Source organism: Flavobacterium sp. ABG (genome assembly GCF_001027725.1).
GTDB classification, from domain to species: Bacteria; Bacteroidota; Bacteroidia; order Flavobacteriales; family Flavobacteriaceae; genus Flavobacterium; species Flavobacterium cupriresistens.
In genome coordinates, this window is the sequence record NZ_LEKS01000018.1 from 82,689 (window position 1) to 98,689 (window position 16,001).

A 16,001-nucleotide genomic window follows, 5' to 3' on the forward strand; every position below is an offset into this window, starting at 1 on the left:
CTAAAAAAGAATTAGTAACAAGGAGCCGTTAATTCCTTCCGGCCAGTTGTCCGGTCAATTTCTCTTGTAGTTTTTCATATAAATGATTCACCTTAACCATGTCAATTGCTAAATTTTCACCTAGAAAAGAATCTCCGTTAAAAACGTTTGTTTCATTTTTAGAATGTTTTTTTAGACGTTCATACATTTGGTCAACCTCTTCGATATAATAATCCACATCTATAATATCCATTACTTTTTCCAGAATTTCCCTCATTCCTTCTTTGTAATTATACACTGCAACATTTTGATCCTTTTCATAAAAATCAGAATACGCCTCAAAATATTTTTCCAGAACCACGGCACCATATTGCTGAAAAGTAAGTTCTTCCATCTGTTGATCATTTATTCCAAAAACTTTAGACGGAAGCAAATTGGGAACCATGTGCATTCCTTTTAGTTTTGAATGAGATTTTAGTACTTCTGTTGGATTTCTATACAGTAGAATAAAAGGCAATTCAGGAAAAATGGCTCTTAATTCATTCGCTTCAAAGATGTGCCAGGAATCTAATTTCACAATCAGATTCTTTTCTTCCGAGAATCTTTTTTGTCCCAACAAAGCAATTACCGCTTTGATAAGAATCTTTTTTTTATCCAAATCAAAAAGGTCACTTCTTATAATTGCATCAATAATCGGAGCTTCTGCAATTACAATATTTTGCGGAGAAACCGCCAAAGACTGCGACAACATTGTAGAACCACAGCGTGATACATGAAAAACAAATGCTTTTAAATCAGTAGAAACTAACTGTTCCGACCAATCAATAAGATTTTCAACTGTGCTTACCAGTTTAAATCTTGTTGAATTATTAGAATATCCCACGCATTTCACCAGTGTTTCTTCAAAAAAGGGATCTAAATATCTTTTATCTCCCAAATAAATCCACTCAAAATAGACCTCGTCCTCTTTTTCAATTAACTTATTCGGAATCCAATGTAAAAGGGGATGATCGCTATTTTCCATGTCTAAAGATTTATTTTATTTATAAGACGGTATTGCTCCTGAACAGAATCCGTTAGGTTATCTACTATAAAAGTATAAAGTTTGTTGGTTGAAACAGTTTCAGATTCGGAATCTGTTTTTATTATTAAATCAGCTTTTACGGGGACTTCGTAAACAGCACTGATTCCTGTAAAATTATTGATCTTGTTGCTGTCAGTATCCGGCAGCAGTGCTTTTTTGTATAATCCTTTCGGGTCTCTTTTTATGAGGTTATCTATTGAACAGTCCAGAAATACGGTTCTTACAAAAGAAAATTGACCGATTTCGTTTCTTAACTCTTCATAAGGATTGATGACTGACATTAAAACAATTACTTTTGACTGCACAAAATCCTGCCCTACCTTAAATAAGCGTCTGACGTTTTCACATCGATCCTCTTTCGAGAATCCTAGGTCTTTGCAAAGTGTTTGTCTGTAAACATCGCCATCTATTATTTCTACTTTGTGTCCTTGCTCGGCCAGCAAATACGAAACATTCTTTGCTAATGTAGTTTTTCCGGAACCTGACAAACCTGTAAATTGTATTAGTATCATTTTTAGCTTTTACATAAAAAAAACAGAGCTATATAGATCAGTAGCTTGTCAATTATTTATAGTAAAAATACTAAAAAAAGAAAACGAAAAGACGAATAATCATTTTAAGATAAAAGTAAATCCTCTACGTTTAATTTCACTTTTGGTTTATCTAACTTTTTGACTGCCTCCTTCACTCTTAGTTGCTCTTCATTAGAAAGAAAAAGCGGAATTAATAAGCTCACATCAATTTTTAGTATTCTATTAATAATTACCAAATCTTTTAAGGTAAAGGGCTTTATTCCATTAACGAGCTCAGACATATGAGTCTTACTTTTATGACCTAAGAGCGTAGCCAGATTTTCTTGAGTCAAATCAAGTTCTTTTAGCTTTTTTCGAATAGATTGTTTTCGATTTTCGATAAAAACTCTTTCCAGTTCTGCTATTTGCTCAAACTTTTCAACTTCTAAAAGTTTACTTTCATCAATTAAATTAACATCACCCCATTCCGAACTTTCATATTTCGCGATTAAATCTCGAAGTTTTGATCTCAGATTTTTAAAGTGAATACTCTCTTTTGCCAAAAGTCTTAATTTTCTATCAGCAATAAGCGCTCTCTCATAGTCTAATTCATTTGAAATGAACCCGCTATCAATTATACTTTCAATGTCAAAATTTGCTTTCATTGTGTTATATATCCATTTTTTCTCAACCACTTTTCTATAGTTGATTTGTTATTTTTAAAAACAACTTCATACTCCTGATGCGTTCCTGCCCATGCAATTGTAGCTTCTCCCTCATCATCTAACTCAACTAAAATTAATGTTCTATGAAAGTGAATATTGAAAAAGTAAAATCCATCCTTATGAACACAATCTGCATCAGTCCAAACTTCCCTGAACTTCCCAGTTTTAGAATCAAAGTTTTCCAGATCAGTAATGAGTTTATCAATCGCACTGCATAACTTTTTATTTCCTATATTTTTAATTTTAATCTTTAAGATTATCTTTTTTCCTATAATTCTCATTGCAATGATTTTACAAAGTAAATAAAAAGTTCTGATAAAAACCGAACTTTAACATCTCTTTTTATAATTTGACTTAAAAAAATAAACAAAGTTGCCATATATTACAGCAATACACAATACAAATATATAAGATTTTACTTACTTCTAAATACTTTTGTAAAGAATTGATATCACAAATAAAAACATCTAATACAGCAATTTCCTTATATTTGAAATTCAAAAAATCAAAATGAAAAAGAAACTAGTCGTTTTAACCGGTGCCGGAATTAGTGCCGAAAGCGGAATAAAAACTTTTCGCGACAGCGATGGTTTATGGGAAGGACATGATGTTATGGAAGTGGCTACACCGGAAGGCTGGTATAAAAATCAGGAACTGGTACTGGATTTTTACAACAAAAGACGCCGACAACTCAAAGAAGTAAAACCCAATTTAGGCCATGAGATTCTAGCCGAATTAGAGCAGGATTTTGAGGTACATATTATTACCCAAAATGTTGACGATTTACATGAACGTGCCGGAAGCACAAAAGTCCTGCATTTGCATGGCGAATTGTTAAAAGTAAGAAGTACTCAAAATAAAAACCTGATTTTAGACTGGACAGAAGATTTATATACGGGTGACTTTGATGAAAACGGACACCAACTCCGCCCCCATATTGTTTGGTTTGGCGAGGAAGTTCCCGCTCTTGAAGAAGCTATTGACATAGTGGAGAAAGCAGATTATCTTGTTGTAATTGGAACTTCACTACAGGTATATCCTGCTGCCGGACTAATTTCGTATACCTACAGCACAACGCCGGTCTTTTACATTGATCCAAAACCAATTGCAATTCCTAATATCAGTAATAAAGTAGAAACGATTGCCAAAATTGCTTCAGAAGGGATGCTGATTTTAAGAGAGCGATTAAACTCAATTTAAAAGCACAATAGAGATCATGTTCAAAAGTTGTGGAGCAGTAAAAATTAAATAGCACGCAGATTTTGCAGATTTTTGCAGATTTTCGCTAAAACAATGAAAAAAAATCTGCAGCCCGAATGATAAGAACAGACGAAGCAAATTCACACAAAAAAGATCAAAAATACTCAAAAAACACGCTATAAAAACTATCTATTTACCAAGAGCAAAAAAGGGTTCGATAGAATTAGATAATCCGGCGAATCTTTTAATCTGTGGCAAAAAAATAATTCGTGCAATTTGTGTAATTCGTGGCAAAAAGATCCTAATAATCAAAAAACACGAAATAAAGACACGACAACTTTTAGATTTGATCCCACAATTGCCCCTTTTGATTACTTTTTATCCCCAAATTCTGTTTATATTTGCTCCTTTCGAACAAACAACATAACAATGACTACTTTAAACGAATTGAATGCTATATCACCAATTGATGGAAGATATAGAAATAAAACCCTTTCATTAGCGCCTTTTTTCTCAGAAGAAGCTTTAATCAAATATCGCGTATTAGTTGAAGTTGAGTACTTTATCGCCTTGTGCGAAGTGCCTTTGCCACAGCTAAAAGACGTAAATTCTAATTTATTTGACAGCTTACGTGACATTTACAAAAACTTTTCTACTGAAGATGCTCTTTGGATCAAAGAAACAGAAAAAGTAACCAATCACGATGTAAAAGCAGTAGAGTATTTTATTAAAGATGCTTTCGAAAAGTTAGGTTTATCGCAATACAAAGAGTTTATTCACTTCGGATTAACATCACAGGACATTAACAATACTGCTATCCCGCTTTCTACAAAAGACGCATTTGAGCAGGTTTATATGCCCTCCTTGATCACTTTAATTTCTAAATTAAAAGAATTAAGTGTTGAATGGGCAAACATCCCGATGTTGGCGCGTACACACGGACAACCGGCTTCTCCTACCCGTTTAGGAAAAGAAATCCTGGTTTTCGTAGAGCGTTTAGAAGAGCAAATGCGTTTGTTGTTTAATATTCCTTTTGCTGCTAAATTTGGCGGAGCAACCGGAAATTACAATGCCCACCACGTAGCTTATCCACAAATTGACTGGAAACAGTTTGGAAATAAATTTGTTGAAACAGATCTTGGTTTACACCATTCTTTTCCAACAACTCAAATTGAACATTACGATCATTTTGCAGCCTTTTTTGATGCTTTAAAAAGAATCAACACTATCGTAATCGATTTAGACCGTGATATCTGGACGTATGTTTCGATGGATTATTTCAAACAAAAAATCAAAGCAGGTGAAATTGGTTCATCGGCTATGCCACATAAAGTAAATCCGATTGATTTTGAAAATTCGGAAGGAAACTTAGGAATGGCAAATGCTATTTTTGAACATTTAGCTGCTAAATTGCCGGTTTCAAGATTACAACGTGATTTAACAGACAGTACTGTTTTGCGTAATATCGGAGTTCCAATTGGACACACCATTATTGCTTTTGAAGCTTCTTTGAAAGGTTTAAACAAATTACTTTTAAACGAGGCAAAATTTGCTGAAGATTTAGAAAAAAACTGGGCAGTTGTGGCTGAGGCAATCCAAACGATTTTACGTCGCGAAGCTTATCCAAATCCTTACGAAGCGCTAAAAGGTTTAACAAGAACCAACGAAGCAATTGATAAAAAGGCTATTCATAATTTTATTGCCACTTTAGAAGTTTCTGATGCTGTTAGAGCTGAATTAATGCAAATAACACCTGCTAATTACACAGGAATTTAAAGAAAACCTAAAATATTTTACCAAAAAAAGCTATCTTTAACGGTAGCTTTTTTTATTTAATCCGATTGGAAGTTAGCCCAGATTATTTCACTTAATTTTTATTTCATAAGAGTTGAGTGAATTTCATTTGAAATAAAAAGCTTTGTGCAAAAAACTACATTTTTTTCACAAAAGCCTGAAATGGAAAACTGGATTAAACTCCTGAAAAAACATTCCCTATATGATTGCCATAAACGCCGCCGCAGCAACTACACACCACTTACAACCTTTAATCAGCGACTTGGGATTAATCCTGATCACCGCCGGAATTGCTGTGCTCCTTTTTAAAAAAATGAAACAGCCTCTTGTTCTGGGCTATTTAATTGCAGGTTTTTTGGCAGGAAATCATTTTGATTTTTTCCCTTCGATTACAGAAATGAAAAGTGTTGAGGTCTGGGCTGAGATTGGTGTAATTATTCTCCTTTTTAGTCTCGGACTCGAATTTAGTTTCAAGAAATTAATGAAAGTCGGCGGTACCGCATCGATTACGGCTATTACCCAGATTATCACTATGGTCATCATGGGGTATCTCGTCGGGCAATGGATGGGTTGGTCCCAGATGGACAGTATTTTCCTCGGAGTGATTTTATCGATTTCGTCAACGACCATTATCCTGAAAACTTTTGATGAACTGGGTGTAAAAGCGCAAAAATTTGCCGGAATTGTTATTGGTTCCCTGATTGTACAGGATCTCGTTGCTATTTTAATGATGGTTTTACTTTCAACAATTGCAGTCAGTCAGCAATTTTCGGGTAGCGAATTGATGATGTCTGTTCTAAAATTAGTTTTCTTTCTGACCGCCTGGTTTGTTGGTGGTATCTTTTTTATTCCGACACTTCTAAAAAAAGCCAAACATTTACTGACAGACGAAATGTTACTTATTATCTCCCTAGCTTTATGTTTGATGATGGTAAGTTTTGCTGCAAATGTAGGTTTCTCTCCGGCATTAGGTGCCTTTATAATGGGTTCAATTATTGCCGAAACTACACAGGCTGAACATATCGAACATTTAATAAAACCAGTAAAAGACCTCTTCGGAGCGATCTTTTTTGTATCGGTCGGAATGTTAATCGATCCTAAAATGCTTTACGAACATGCTGTTCCCGTAGCGATTTTAACGATTTTAACAATCGTAGGGCAATCAGTAAGTTCTACTATTGGTGCTTTACTGGCCGGTCAACCCTTAAAACAGTCTGTACAAACCGGAATGAGTTTGTCGCAAATTGGGGAGTTCTCCTTTATTATTGCCACTCTCGGGATGACACTAAATGTCACAAGCTCCTTTTTATACCCAATCGTGGTAGCGGTTTCTGCTGTTACTACTTTTACGACTCCGTTTATGGTAAAATACGCAGTTCCTTTTTCGGAACTTTTAGAGCGTAAACTTCCAAAAAAATGGGTTAAAAACATCAACCGTTATAGTGTCAACGCACAAGCTATAAAATCGGTCAGCACTTGGCAAAAAGTACTTCATGCCTATATTATTCAAATTATACTGCATACGATTATCATTGTTGCTGTAATTCTATCGTCGTCAAAATTTATAGCGCCACTAGTAGCCGATACGCGATTTGGAAACACTTTAGCTGCCCTTATCACTTTGGTTGTAATTGCTCCGTTTTTATGGGCACTTTCTTTGCGACGTGTGGCAGTAGAAGAAGTCGAAGAGTTATGGGCAGAACGCAAATACAGAGGGGCTCTTTTAATGTTGATTTTAATCAGAATGAGTCTTGGTTTGTTCTTTGTCGGATTTCTGTTGAATATCTTCTTTTCGCCCCTAATCGCATTTATCGCGTTGATTATTGCTATTGGAGCTTATCAAATATTTCCTAAAAAGTTAAACGAACAATATCATAAAATCGAAAATCACTTTTTGAAGAATTTAAACGATCGCGAAAACAAAAAAATCGACAGAAGATACGCCAACTTAATGCCCTGGGACGGTCACATGTCGTTTTTTGACATTGGAAAAGAATCCAATTTAGTAGGTAAAACTCTGGAAGAATTAAGAATTCGTGAACAATTGGGAATCAACATTGCGTATATAAAACGTGGCGATGTAACCATTCCAATTCCAACCAAAAATGAACGTTTATTCCCAAGCGATGAAATTTGTGTCATCGGTACCGATGCCCAGGTTACTGAGTTTGCCCAATATCTGAATCAAAATGAGGTAGAGGCTCCAAAAAAAGCAGAAGAAACAGATATTGTATTGCGCCAACTGGAAGTTTCACAAGACGAATTTATACAAAAAAGCATTGGACAATTCCGAGTAAAAACCAACGGTCTGGTAGTTGGTATAGAACGAAACGGTAACAGAATCCTAAATCCCGAATCCCAATTAATCTTAGAAAAAAATGATATTCTTTGGGTGGTTGGAGACAAAAAAAGAATGTCGGATTTATTGAAATCCTAAGATTCTGAGTTACTAAGGCTCTAAGTGGCTAAGTGTACTACTTTAAAAAAAAGAAAGCCCTTAAATCTCTAAAACTTTATTTTAGGGACTTAAGGGCTTAATAAATTACTAATTAAATTCACCCGGCAAAAAAACTCCTATCTTAGAAACTTAGTACCTCAGAACCTCAGCAACTTTATTTATTCGGTTGCGGAGTCATACGCAAATAAGGCTTTATCGGTGTGTGTCCTTTTGGGAACTTTGCAGGGATATCGCTGTCCGGAACTGCCGGAGTAATAACCACATCTTCTCCATCTTTCCAGTTTGCCGGAGTTGCTACACTATAATTTGCTGTTAATTGCAAGCTATCAATAACACGTAACAATTCGTCAAAATTTCTTCCTGTTGATGCAGGATAAGTTAGCGTCAATTTTATTTTTTTATCAGCACCAATTACAAATACCGAACGCACTGTAAATTTATCACTGGCGTTTGGATGAAGCATATCATATAACGTTGCTATTTTTTTATCTTCGTCCGCAATAATAGGAAAATTAACCGTTGTATTTTGAGTCTCGTTGATGTCTTTTATCCACTCCAAATGAGATTCTAAACCATCTACACTCAAAGCGATAACTTTTGTATTTCTTTTTGTAAATTCCGGAAGATAATTGGCAACTGTTCCTAGTTCAGTTGTACAAACCGGAGTAAAATCGGATGGATGCGAAAATAAAACACCCCAGGAATCTCCGAGCCACTCATGAAAATGAATGGGTCCTTCGGTTGTTTCAGCCTGAAAATCGGGAGCTATATCGCCTAATCGTAATGTTGACATAATTGTACTTTTTTTAGTTCCTCTAAAATTACTCAAAAAAAGAACAAAGAAAACATTGATTTTCACAAAAATAGTTAAAAAACGCCCCTACTTTTTCGTTTGAATGTTCGGTAAAAAGTAAGCCAAAACTCCAATTAAAGGCAAATAGGAACTTATCGTATAGACATATTCGATACTTGTTTTATCTGCAATATAACCCAAAATAGCCGATCCTAAACCGCCCATTCCAAAAGCAAAACCAAAGAACAAACCAGAAATCATTCCGACTTTTCCGGGTTTCAATTCCTGAGCATAAACTAAGATTGCCGAAAATGCAGAAGCGATAACAATTCCGATAATTACGGCCAAAACTCCTGTCCAAAACAAATTAGCATAAGGCAAAAGCAGGGTAAATGGCGCTGCTCCTAAAATAGAGAACCAAATAATATATTTTCTTCCAAAATGATCCCCTAATGGACCACCTATTAAAGTTCCTGCCGCAACAGAAGCTAAGAAAATAAACAGATAGTACTGCGATTCCTGAATGTCTAAAGAAAATTTACTCATTAAATAAAAAGTAAAATAACTGGACATACTGGCCATGTAAAAGAACTTAGAGAATATTAACAACAATAAAACCATAATCGAAATAGTGATTTTTCTATTGGATAATGGAACAGCTTCTTCTAAACCTACCTTTTTTGCAGCTCTCAAACTCATGTGATTTTCATACCAAAGTGCAATTCTCGACAGAATCATGATTCCTAAAACTCCAGCTATTACGAACCAAATCACATACGATTGCCCATAAGGAGCAACTACCAAGGCAACCAACAAAGGTCCGATGGCACTACCGGCATTTCCTCCCAACTGAAAAATTGATTGCGCCAGACCACGCTTCCCTCCTGATCCCAAAAAAGCAACACGGGAAGCTTCGGGATGGAAAATAGAAGAACCGACTCCTACCAAGGCCACCGAAGTCAAGATCATCCAAAAGGACGTTGAGATAGACAATAAGCCTAATCCAAGAATAGTAAAAAGCATTGCAGCCACTAGTGAGTATGGTTTTGGCTTTTTATCGGTATAAAATCCAACAAAAGGCTGTAACAAAGAAGCGGTTAACTGAAAAACAAACGTAATTAATCCGATCTGTGTAAAACTCAGATTGAAGTTTTCTTTTAAAATCGGGTAAGTAGATGGAATTACAGATTGCATTAAATCATTCAGCAAATGGGCAAATGCAATGGAGAATAATACCGAATAAACGGTTTTTTGAGCTAAAGCACTGCTATCAATTGTAGCAGTCTGAGTAGATGAATTCATATTATGGTAACAAAAAAATTATATATAACTAACTATAAAATACCAGATGGTAAGGGTGATGAAGGAAGCCGGTATTCCGAAACCAATCATCATGCTGCTGAGCTTCGGTTTTAATCCGTAAGTCGAGGCCAAAATTGCACCGGTTATCATGGGTGCCATTGCCATTTCCATAAGGGTGATTTTGATCGCTTCTGAATGTTGTTTTAAAATAAAAACATACAAAACCAGAATGATAAAAGGAGCCAGAATAAGTTTGTAAAAAAGCCCTAATTGCAAGAATTTCCAATGTCGGCTTCTTCGGTCAAACGTAAGTTGCAACCCTACAGAAAGCAAGGCTAAAGGAGTTACAAAACTTCCAATCTTCAACAAAATGGCTTGCAGGCTTTCGTCAAACTCCACTTGAAAAACATTCAGCAGACAGGCGACAACAAACGTGATAAATGGAGGAAAAAGAACAACCTTCTTTAAAATCCCTAATGCATCAGGACTTCCCTTTGAATAAAATGCAGCCACAAAAATCCCTAAAGTCGAAACCACCACAAAGGTTCCCGGCTGATCGACAAGAACGGCGGTTTCCAAACCTTTTTTTCCAAATAAAGCCTCAATAATCGGATAGCCAAGAAAGGAACTGTTGCTCAATCCTGCCGTCAGAATCAAACAACCGATCAATTTATTAGACCAGCCTAACTTTTTTCCCAGAAAATGAAAAAACACAAAAGCAAGTATAAAACTAATCCATCCTGATCCTATCGGAAACAGTAAGTCAGCATTCCATTTTATTTTCGGTATGTGATACAAGGTAATGGCCGGCAGACAAACGTAGATGACTATTTTATTCAAAAGCTTATAAACAGAAGTCGGAAACTGCTTTACTCTTTGTAAAAGCAAACCCAAAGTCAAAAAGAAGAATATTAGAATAAAATTGTTCATAGCGCAGAATGATTGCAAAAATAAGGTTTTATAAAACATTGAATACTATTAATTTTCAGTTAAAACTTTTTTTTATTGAATAAAACCGCATACATTTGTAACATATTTTATTACAGTATGATTTCAGGTAAGTTTGCCATAACGATTCACATTTTAACTTTACTCACTAAATTCCCAAATGATTATTTGTCTTCCGAATTTATTGCAGGAAGCATTAACCTCAACCCGGTTTTGGTTAGAAAGGAAATTGCGAATCTAAAAGCGCATCATATTGTAGAAAGTAAAGAAGGCAAAAACGGCGGTACAAAATTGTCTAAAGCGGCTTCGAATATTACTTTGAAAGAAGTATTTGAAATGACCCTTGACACGATCAATTTAGGTTATGCGAAAAATCAGCCTAATCCCGATTGTCCGGTTGGAAAAAAAATCAACCAAAATTTAGCCGAATTATATGCCGAAATGAATGAAAAAGTTAGTCTGCAACTGAGTGGTATCACCTTAGAAGATTTTTCAAATCAGTTCTAAAACTTTTTTTTACGCAAAACTGTAACATTTTTTATTACTAATAAAAATAGATATATTATGAAAATTGCAATCATTGGAGCTACCGGATTTGTTGGCTCCGCTATTTTAAACGAACTGGCTTCACGAAATCATGAAATTACAGCCATTGCCAGAACTCCAAAAGAAACTCCAAATGTAAATTGGGTTGCTGCGGATATTTTTAACACGGCTGCATTGGCTGATGCCTTAAAAGGAAATGACCTTGTAATCAGCGCGTACAACTCCGGTTGGACCAACCCAAATATTTACGATGATTTTATTGCCGGTTCAAAAGCCATTCAGGAAGCAGTAAAAAAATCGGGAGTAAAACGTTTTATTACCATTGGCGGAGCCGGAAGTTTATTTGTAGCTCCCAATCTACAAGCAGTGGACACCCCAGATTTTCCAAAAGAATACCATGCAGGTGCAACAGCTGCAAGGGATTACTTAAACCTCATCAAAGAAGAAAAAGAGTTGAATTGGGCCTTTTTCAGCCCTGCTTTTGAAATGCATCAAGGCATTACAACAGGAAGAACAGGTAACTATCGTTTAGGACTGGAAAATCCGGTTTTTAATGACGAACAAAGAAGTATCTTATCGGTACAGGATTTAGCGGTTGTTATCGCTGATGAGGCAGAAACTCCAAAACATCATCAAGTACGTTTTACGGCGGCATATTGATTTTTTTAAGTTGCTGAGGAACTAAGATTCTAAGGTTCTGAGTTTTTCTTATAGCCACGAATTACACTAATTTCCGCTAATTTTTTTTCTCACTTACAGCAAAAAACGATTCGTGAAAATTCGTGTAATTCGTGGCAACCAAACTCAACAGTTTCAAAAGCTAAATTGCCTCTTGAAACTGTTTTTGTTTTCTGAGTCGTTAAGTTTCTATTTTTTTATAATCATGAATTTTTACAAGTTTTTCGTTCTCATCATACAGCAAAAAAACAATTCGTGAAAATTCGTGTAATTCGTGTTACTAACCTCAACAGTTTCAAAAGCCAATTTGCCTTTTGAAACTGTTTTCGTTTTCTGAGTCGTTAAGTTTCTATTTTTTTTATAATCATGAATTTTCACAAGTTTTTCGTTCTCATCATACAGCAAAAAAACAATTCCTGAAAATTCGTGTAATTCGTGTTAACCAACCTCAACAGTTTCAAAAGCTAAATTGCCTTTTGAAACTGTTTTTGTTTTCTGTACTTTTACACTACCAAAAAGAATGTTTTGTCGAGTTCAAAAAAACAAGTTAGCAGTCTGCAAGAAAAAGCCGGAATTTCACCTCCTGAAATTACCAGCATATCTGCCATTCATCAGATTCAGAAAAACAGAAAAATACAACCTTCCGCCGAAGAATTGATTGATGGAATTCTTAACGCCAACAGAACTTCCTTAAGTCGGGGCATTACTTTGGTTGAAAGTACCAATCCCGAGCATGCCGAAAAAGCAAATGAAGTTATCAAAGGTTGTCTTCCTTATGCCAATAAATCGATCCGAATAGGGATCACAGGCGTTCCTGGTGTTGGAAAAAGTACTTTTATCGAAACCTTTGGAACTTTTTTGACTGGCTTAGGTAAAAACGTAGCGGTTTTGGCCGTTGATCCCAGTAGTTCACTTTCTCACGGCAGTATTCTAGGCGATAAAACCCGAATGGAAGAACTCGTAAAAAATGAAAATGCTTTTATAAGACCCAGCGCATCAGGAGATACTTTAGGCGGAGTGGCCCGAAAAACAAGGGAAACAATTATACTTTGTGAAGCTGCTGGATTTGATACTATATTAATCGAAACAGTTGGTGTTGGACAAAGTGAAACTGCTGTCCACAGCATGGTTGACTTTTTTCTTTTATTAAAAATCTCGGGTGCCGGCGACGAACTTCAGGGCATCAAACGGGGTATTATGGAAATGGCGGATGCTATTGTCATCAATAAGGCTGATGGTGATAACATCAAAAAAGCTACTCAGGCCAAACTGGAATTTAATCGGGCTTTGCATTTATTTCCACCAAAAAAATCAACCTGGCAACCCAAAGTAACTACCTGCAGTGCCATTACCCACGAAGGAATTTCGGAAATCTGGGAGACCATTTCCAATTACTTCGAAATGACAACCAATACGGGCTATTTTCACGAAAAACGAAAAGATCAGAATCATTTTTGGATGATGGAAACCATCAACGAACAACTCCGATTGAACTTTTACAACCAACCCGAAATAATTTCACAACTGGAACAAAACAAAAAAGCAGTGCAAAATGATGAATTATCACCTTTTGCAGCTGCTCAAAATTTGTTGGCGTTGTATTTTGGAAAAGATACTAAGTAACGAAGTTGCTAAGTTTCTAAGAAAATCAAACTTAGAATCTTAGTCACTCAGAACCTCAGCCACTTAAAGATCAGCATCATTTTTAGATGATGGAAACCATCAACGAACAACTCCGATTAAACTTCTATAACCAACCGGAAATAATTTCACAACTGGAACAAAACAAAAAAGCAGTGCAAAATGATGAATTATCACCTTTTGCAGCTGCTCAAAATTTGTTAGCGTTGTATTTTGGAAAAGATACTAAGTAACGAAGTTGCTAAGATTCTGAGTTACTAAGAAAATCAAACTTAGAATCTTAGTCACTCAGAACCTCAGCCACTTAAAAATTACTTTTTTCGAAGCTTATACTTATTCTCCTTATATAAATTTCCTGCTGTAATAACGTGTGCCAAAGCATCTTTGGCTAATTCTTCGTTTAGTTTCACAGGAACTAAAGTTGTATCATTTTTGATCTCAAATTGAAGAGGCTTTAAATTGGGCTGCATGATTACAACTTGATTCTCTACTCTGAACGCATTGATATCATTAAACTGCATAATAGATCTTCCCTGAACTTTAGTATCCAATTTATTTAAATTTCTTCCTACCATCGGTGTCTCAAACGGAATTCCTAAATACCCTAACAAAGTTGGAGGAATATCGATCTGACTTGCCAATTTGCTGTAAACACTTCCTTTCTGAACTCCAGGTCCCATTATCAAAGCCGGAATATGAAATTTATTGATCGGTACTAAATTCTTTCCGTAAGTTCTTGTATTATGATCTGCAATGACAATAAAAATGGTGTTTTTAAAATACGCTTCTTTTTTAGCCATTTCGAAGAATTTTCCAATTGAAAAATCCGCATACTTCATGGCGTTATTTACCGTTGCCGGTTTTTGATCGTAAGGTTTTATTCTTCCGGCCGGATATTCAAAAGGCTCATGATTGGAAGTCGAAAACATTAAAGAAAAGAACGGTTTATCGCCTTTAGCTTTAAAATAATTGTTTGCTTTTGTTACCAGATCTTCATCTGAATACCCCCAAGTTCCTTTGAACGCATATTTGTTTCCATCCGATTCAAAGTCTGCCTGATCTACAATGTCCTGAAAACCATTTCCGTTGAAAAACGAAGCCATATTATCAAAATTTGCCATTCCACCATAAATAAAACTGGTATCGTAACCTTTTTGTTTTAAGGCATCAGCCAATGTAAAAAAGCCTTGTTGCGAATTTCCTAATTTCACCACACTTTCAGATGGCGATGGTAAAAATCCTGTTACAACCGCTTCGATACCACGAACACTACGAGTTCCTGTACAATACAAATTGGTAAACAACAATCCCTCTTTTGATAGTTTATCAAATTCCGGTGTCAGGGGTTTTCCTCCTAAAATTCCAACGTATTCCGCACCTAAACTCTCTTGTAGAAAAATAACCAGGTTATACGGTTTTGCTACAGCAGTATCCGGTTGTTGCACATGCAGAAACGGAATTTCAGCATCAGTAAAATCTGTTGGTCCGGCAATCATGTATTTTTTCACACGGGCAATAGCTTCCGCTTCCTCCATTTTTCCGTACATCTTGGTGTTTCCTTCGTTTTTAATCGAATAGGCCGCAAAAGCAACCGTATAAAAAGAATTCAACCCCAAAGTATTGGTTAATTGATCGGTAGAAAATACTGCATTACTGGCATTGATTGGTCGTTTTGAAGTCAAACTGGAACGTGCTCCAAAAAACAATAAAAAAGCCACTAATGGAAAAAGCATCAATTTGAATTTATATTCGGTATTGGTGGTGTGAAAGAAACGTTTTCCTTTTTTGAAAGCAAAATAAAGTACCACTCCCAAAATTAAAAACGTAACGATAATAGACATCAGATAACTTTTCAACAACATTCCTACTACTTCTTTTGGGTAGATCAGATAGTCCAGAAAAATTTTATTGGGACGTGTGTCGTATTGTTTTACAAAATCAGGTGTTGCTAATTCTACGAAAAGAATTAAAAACAGAAACAAAAAACTATAAATCACCAAAAAGTTATTCGTGAATTTTATCCATTTAGCAGGCAAAAATGTAATTAAAACAGCCGGAAGAAAAGACAAATAACACAATAATATTAAATCCATTCGCAGACCGATTGGGAAAATATACCAGAAATTTGGCGTTTCGACCACTCTGTCTTTAAAGATAAAAAATAAAAATAGTCGGCTTAAAGTACTAATTAGCAATCCGATTGCTATAAAATTAAAAACGGGTTTTAAAAAACTTATTTTTTTCATTAAAGATAATTTAAGGTGGAATTTTTGGGTAGACACATCGTAGAGACGCACAGTAGAAACGCATTGTAGAGACGCACTGCTGTGCGTCTCTACCA

The 16,001-nt window shown here is 35.5% G+C and carries 15 protein-coding genes; 7 read left to right on the forward strand and 8 right to left on the reverse strand.

All coding sequences use genetic code 11. The annotated features are described in order from the left end of the window. Positions 1 to 28 precede the first annotated feature (28 nt). From AB674_RS17130 to AB674_RS17145, 4 genes are all read right to left on the reverse strand, one after another. A complete protein-coding gene (locus tag AB674_RS17130) occupies positions 29 to 1,003 on the reverse strand; it encodes a sulfotransferase family protein (RefSeq protein WP_047778493.1) in 975 nt (324 codons plus the stop codon). 2 nt (positions 1,004 to 1,005) lie between these two features. Continuing rightward, the gene (cysC, locus tag AB674_RS17135) at positions 1,006 to 1,575 is read right to left on the reverse strand and encodes an adenylyl-sulfate kinase (RefSeq protein ID WP_047778494.1); all 570 of its coding nucleotides are present in this window, start codon (positions 1,573 to 1,575) and stop codon (positions 1,006 to 1,008) included. A 104-nt stretch (positions 1,576 to 1,679) separates the two neighbouring features. Continuing rightward, positions 1,680 to 2,240, reverse strand: a complete 561-nt coding sequence (locus tag AB674_RS17140; RefSeq protein WP_047778495.1) for a helix-turn-helix domain-containing protein — start codon at positions 2,238 to 2,240, stop codon at positions 1,680 to 1,682. Beyond that, positions 2,237 to 2,581 (reverse strand): type II toxin-antitoxin system HigB family toxin, encoded by a 345-nt coding sequence (locus tag AB674_RS17145; RefSeq protein WP_047778496.1) that lies wholly within the window; start codon positions 2,579 to 2,581, stop codon positions 2,237 to 2,239. Before AB674_RS17145 ends, AB674_RS17140 begins: the two co-directional genes overlap by 4 nt. 229 nt (positions 2,582 to 2,810) lie before the next feature. On the opposite strand from AB674_RS17145, the gene AB674_RS17150 reads away from it, so the two are divergent. From AB674_RS17150 to AB674_RS17160, 3 genes are all read left to right on the forward strand, one after another. Further along, positions 2,811 to 3,500: an SIR2 family NAD-dependent protein deacylase gene (locus AB674_RS17150; RefSeq protein WP_047778497.1), complete on the forward strand. Its 690-nt coding sequence runs from the start codon at positions 2,811 to 2,813 to the stop codon at positions 3,498 to 3,500. 429 nt (positions 3,501 to 3,929) lie between these two features. Then, the gene (purB, locus tag AB674_RS17155) at positions 3,930 to 5,276 is read left to right on the forward strand and encodes an adenylosuccinate lyase (RefSeq protein WP_047778498.1); all 1,347 of its coding nucleotides are present in this window, start codon (positions 3,930 to 3,932) and stop codon (positions 5,274 to 5,276) included. A 220-nt stretch (positions 5,277 to 5,496) separates the two neighbouring features. Then, on the forward strand, positions 5,497 to 7,731 hold the full coding sequence (locus tag AB674_RS17160; protein ID WP_047778499.1) for a cation:proton antiporter: 2,235 nt from the start codon (positions 5,497 to 5,499) through the stop codon (positions 7,729 to 7,731). Between the two features lie 175 nt (positions 7,732 to 7,906). Here AB674_RS17160 and AB674_RS17165 read toward each other — a convergent pair whose 3' ends face one another. The 3 genes from AB674_RS17165 to AB674_RS17175 form a co-directional block, all read right to left on the reverse strand. Then, a complete protein-coding gene (locus AB674_RS17165) occupies positions 7,907 to 8,545 on the reverse strand; it encodes a peroxiredoxin (protein ID WP_047778500.1) in 639 nt (212 codons plus the stop codon). An 87-nt stretch (positions 8,546 to 8,632) separates the two neighbouring features. Continuing rightward, positions 8,633 to 9,847: an MFS transporter gene (locus tag AB674_RS17170; protein WP_047778501.1), complete on the reverse strand. Its 1,215-nt coding sequence runs from the start codon at positions 9,845 to 9,847 to the stop codon at positions 8,633 to 8,635. An 18-nt stretch (positions 9,848 to 9,865) separates the two neighbouring features. Next, positions 9,866 to 10,777: an AEC family transporter gene (locus tag AB674_RS17175; RefSeq protein ID WP_047778502.1), complete on the reverse strand. Its 912-nt coding sequence runs from the start codon at positions 10,775 to 10,777 to the stop codon at positions 9,866 to 9,868. Between the two features lie 117 nt (positions 10,778 to 10,894). Between AB674_RS17175 and AB674_RS17180 the strand changes: the two genes are divergently transcribed. The 4 genes from AB674_RS17180 (at position 10,895) to AB674_RS22630 (ending at position 13,893) form a co-directional block, all read left to right on the forward strand. Continuing rightward, the gene (locus AB674_RS17180; protein WP_047778503.1) at positions 10,895 to 11,302 is read left to right on the forward strand and encodes an RrF2 family transcriptional regulator; all 408 of its coding nucleotides are present in this window, start codon (positions 10,895 to 10,897) and stop codon (positions 11,300 to 11,302) included. 57 nt (positions 11,303 to 11,359) lie between these two features. After that, positions 11,360 to 12,001, forward strand: a complete 642-nt coding sequence (locus AB674_RS17185; RefSeq protein WP_047778504.1) for an NAD(P)-dependent oxidoreductase — start codon at positions 11,360 to 11,362, stop codon at positions 11,999 to 12,001. Between the two features lie 543 nt (positions 12,002 to 12,544). Further along, the gene (gene meaB, locus AB674_RS17195) at positions 12,545 to 13,642 is read left to right on the forward strand and encodes a methylmalonyl Co-A mutase-associated GTPase MeaB (protein ID WP_053004312.1); all 1,098 of its coding nucleotides are present in this window, start codon (positions 12,545 to 12,547) and stop codon (positions 13,640 to 13,642) included. A gap of 86 nt (positions 13,643 to 13,728) precedes the next feature. Continuing rightward, positions 13,729 to 13,893, forward strand: a complete 165-nt coding sequence (locus AB674_RS22630) for a hypothetical protein (RefSeq protein WP_410471212.1) — start codon at positions 13,729 to 13,731, stop codon at positions 13,891 to 13,893. A 78-nt stretch (positions 13,894 to 13,971) separates the two neighbouring features. Here AB674_RS22630 and AB674_RS17200 read toward each other — a convergent pair whose 3' ends face one another. Next, a complete protein-coding gene (locus AB674_RS17200; protein ID WP_047778506.1) occupies positions 13,972 to 15,906 on the reverse strand; it encodes an LTA synthase family protein in 1,935 nt (644 codons plus the stop codon). Positions 15,907 to 16,001: the final 95 nt, after the last annotated feature.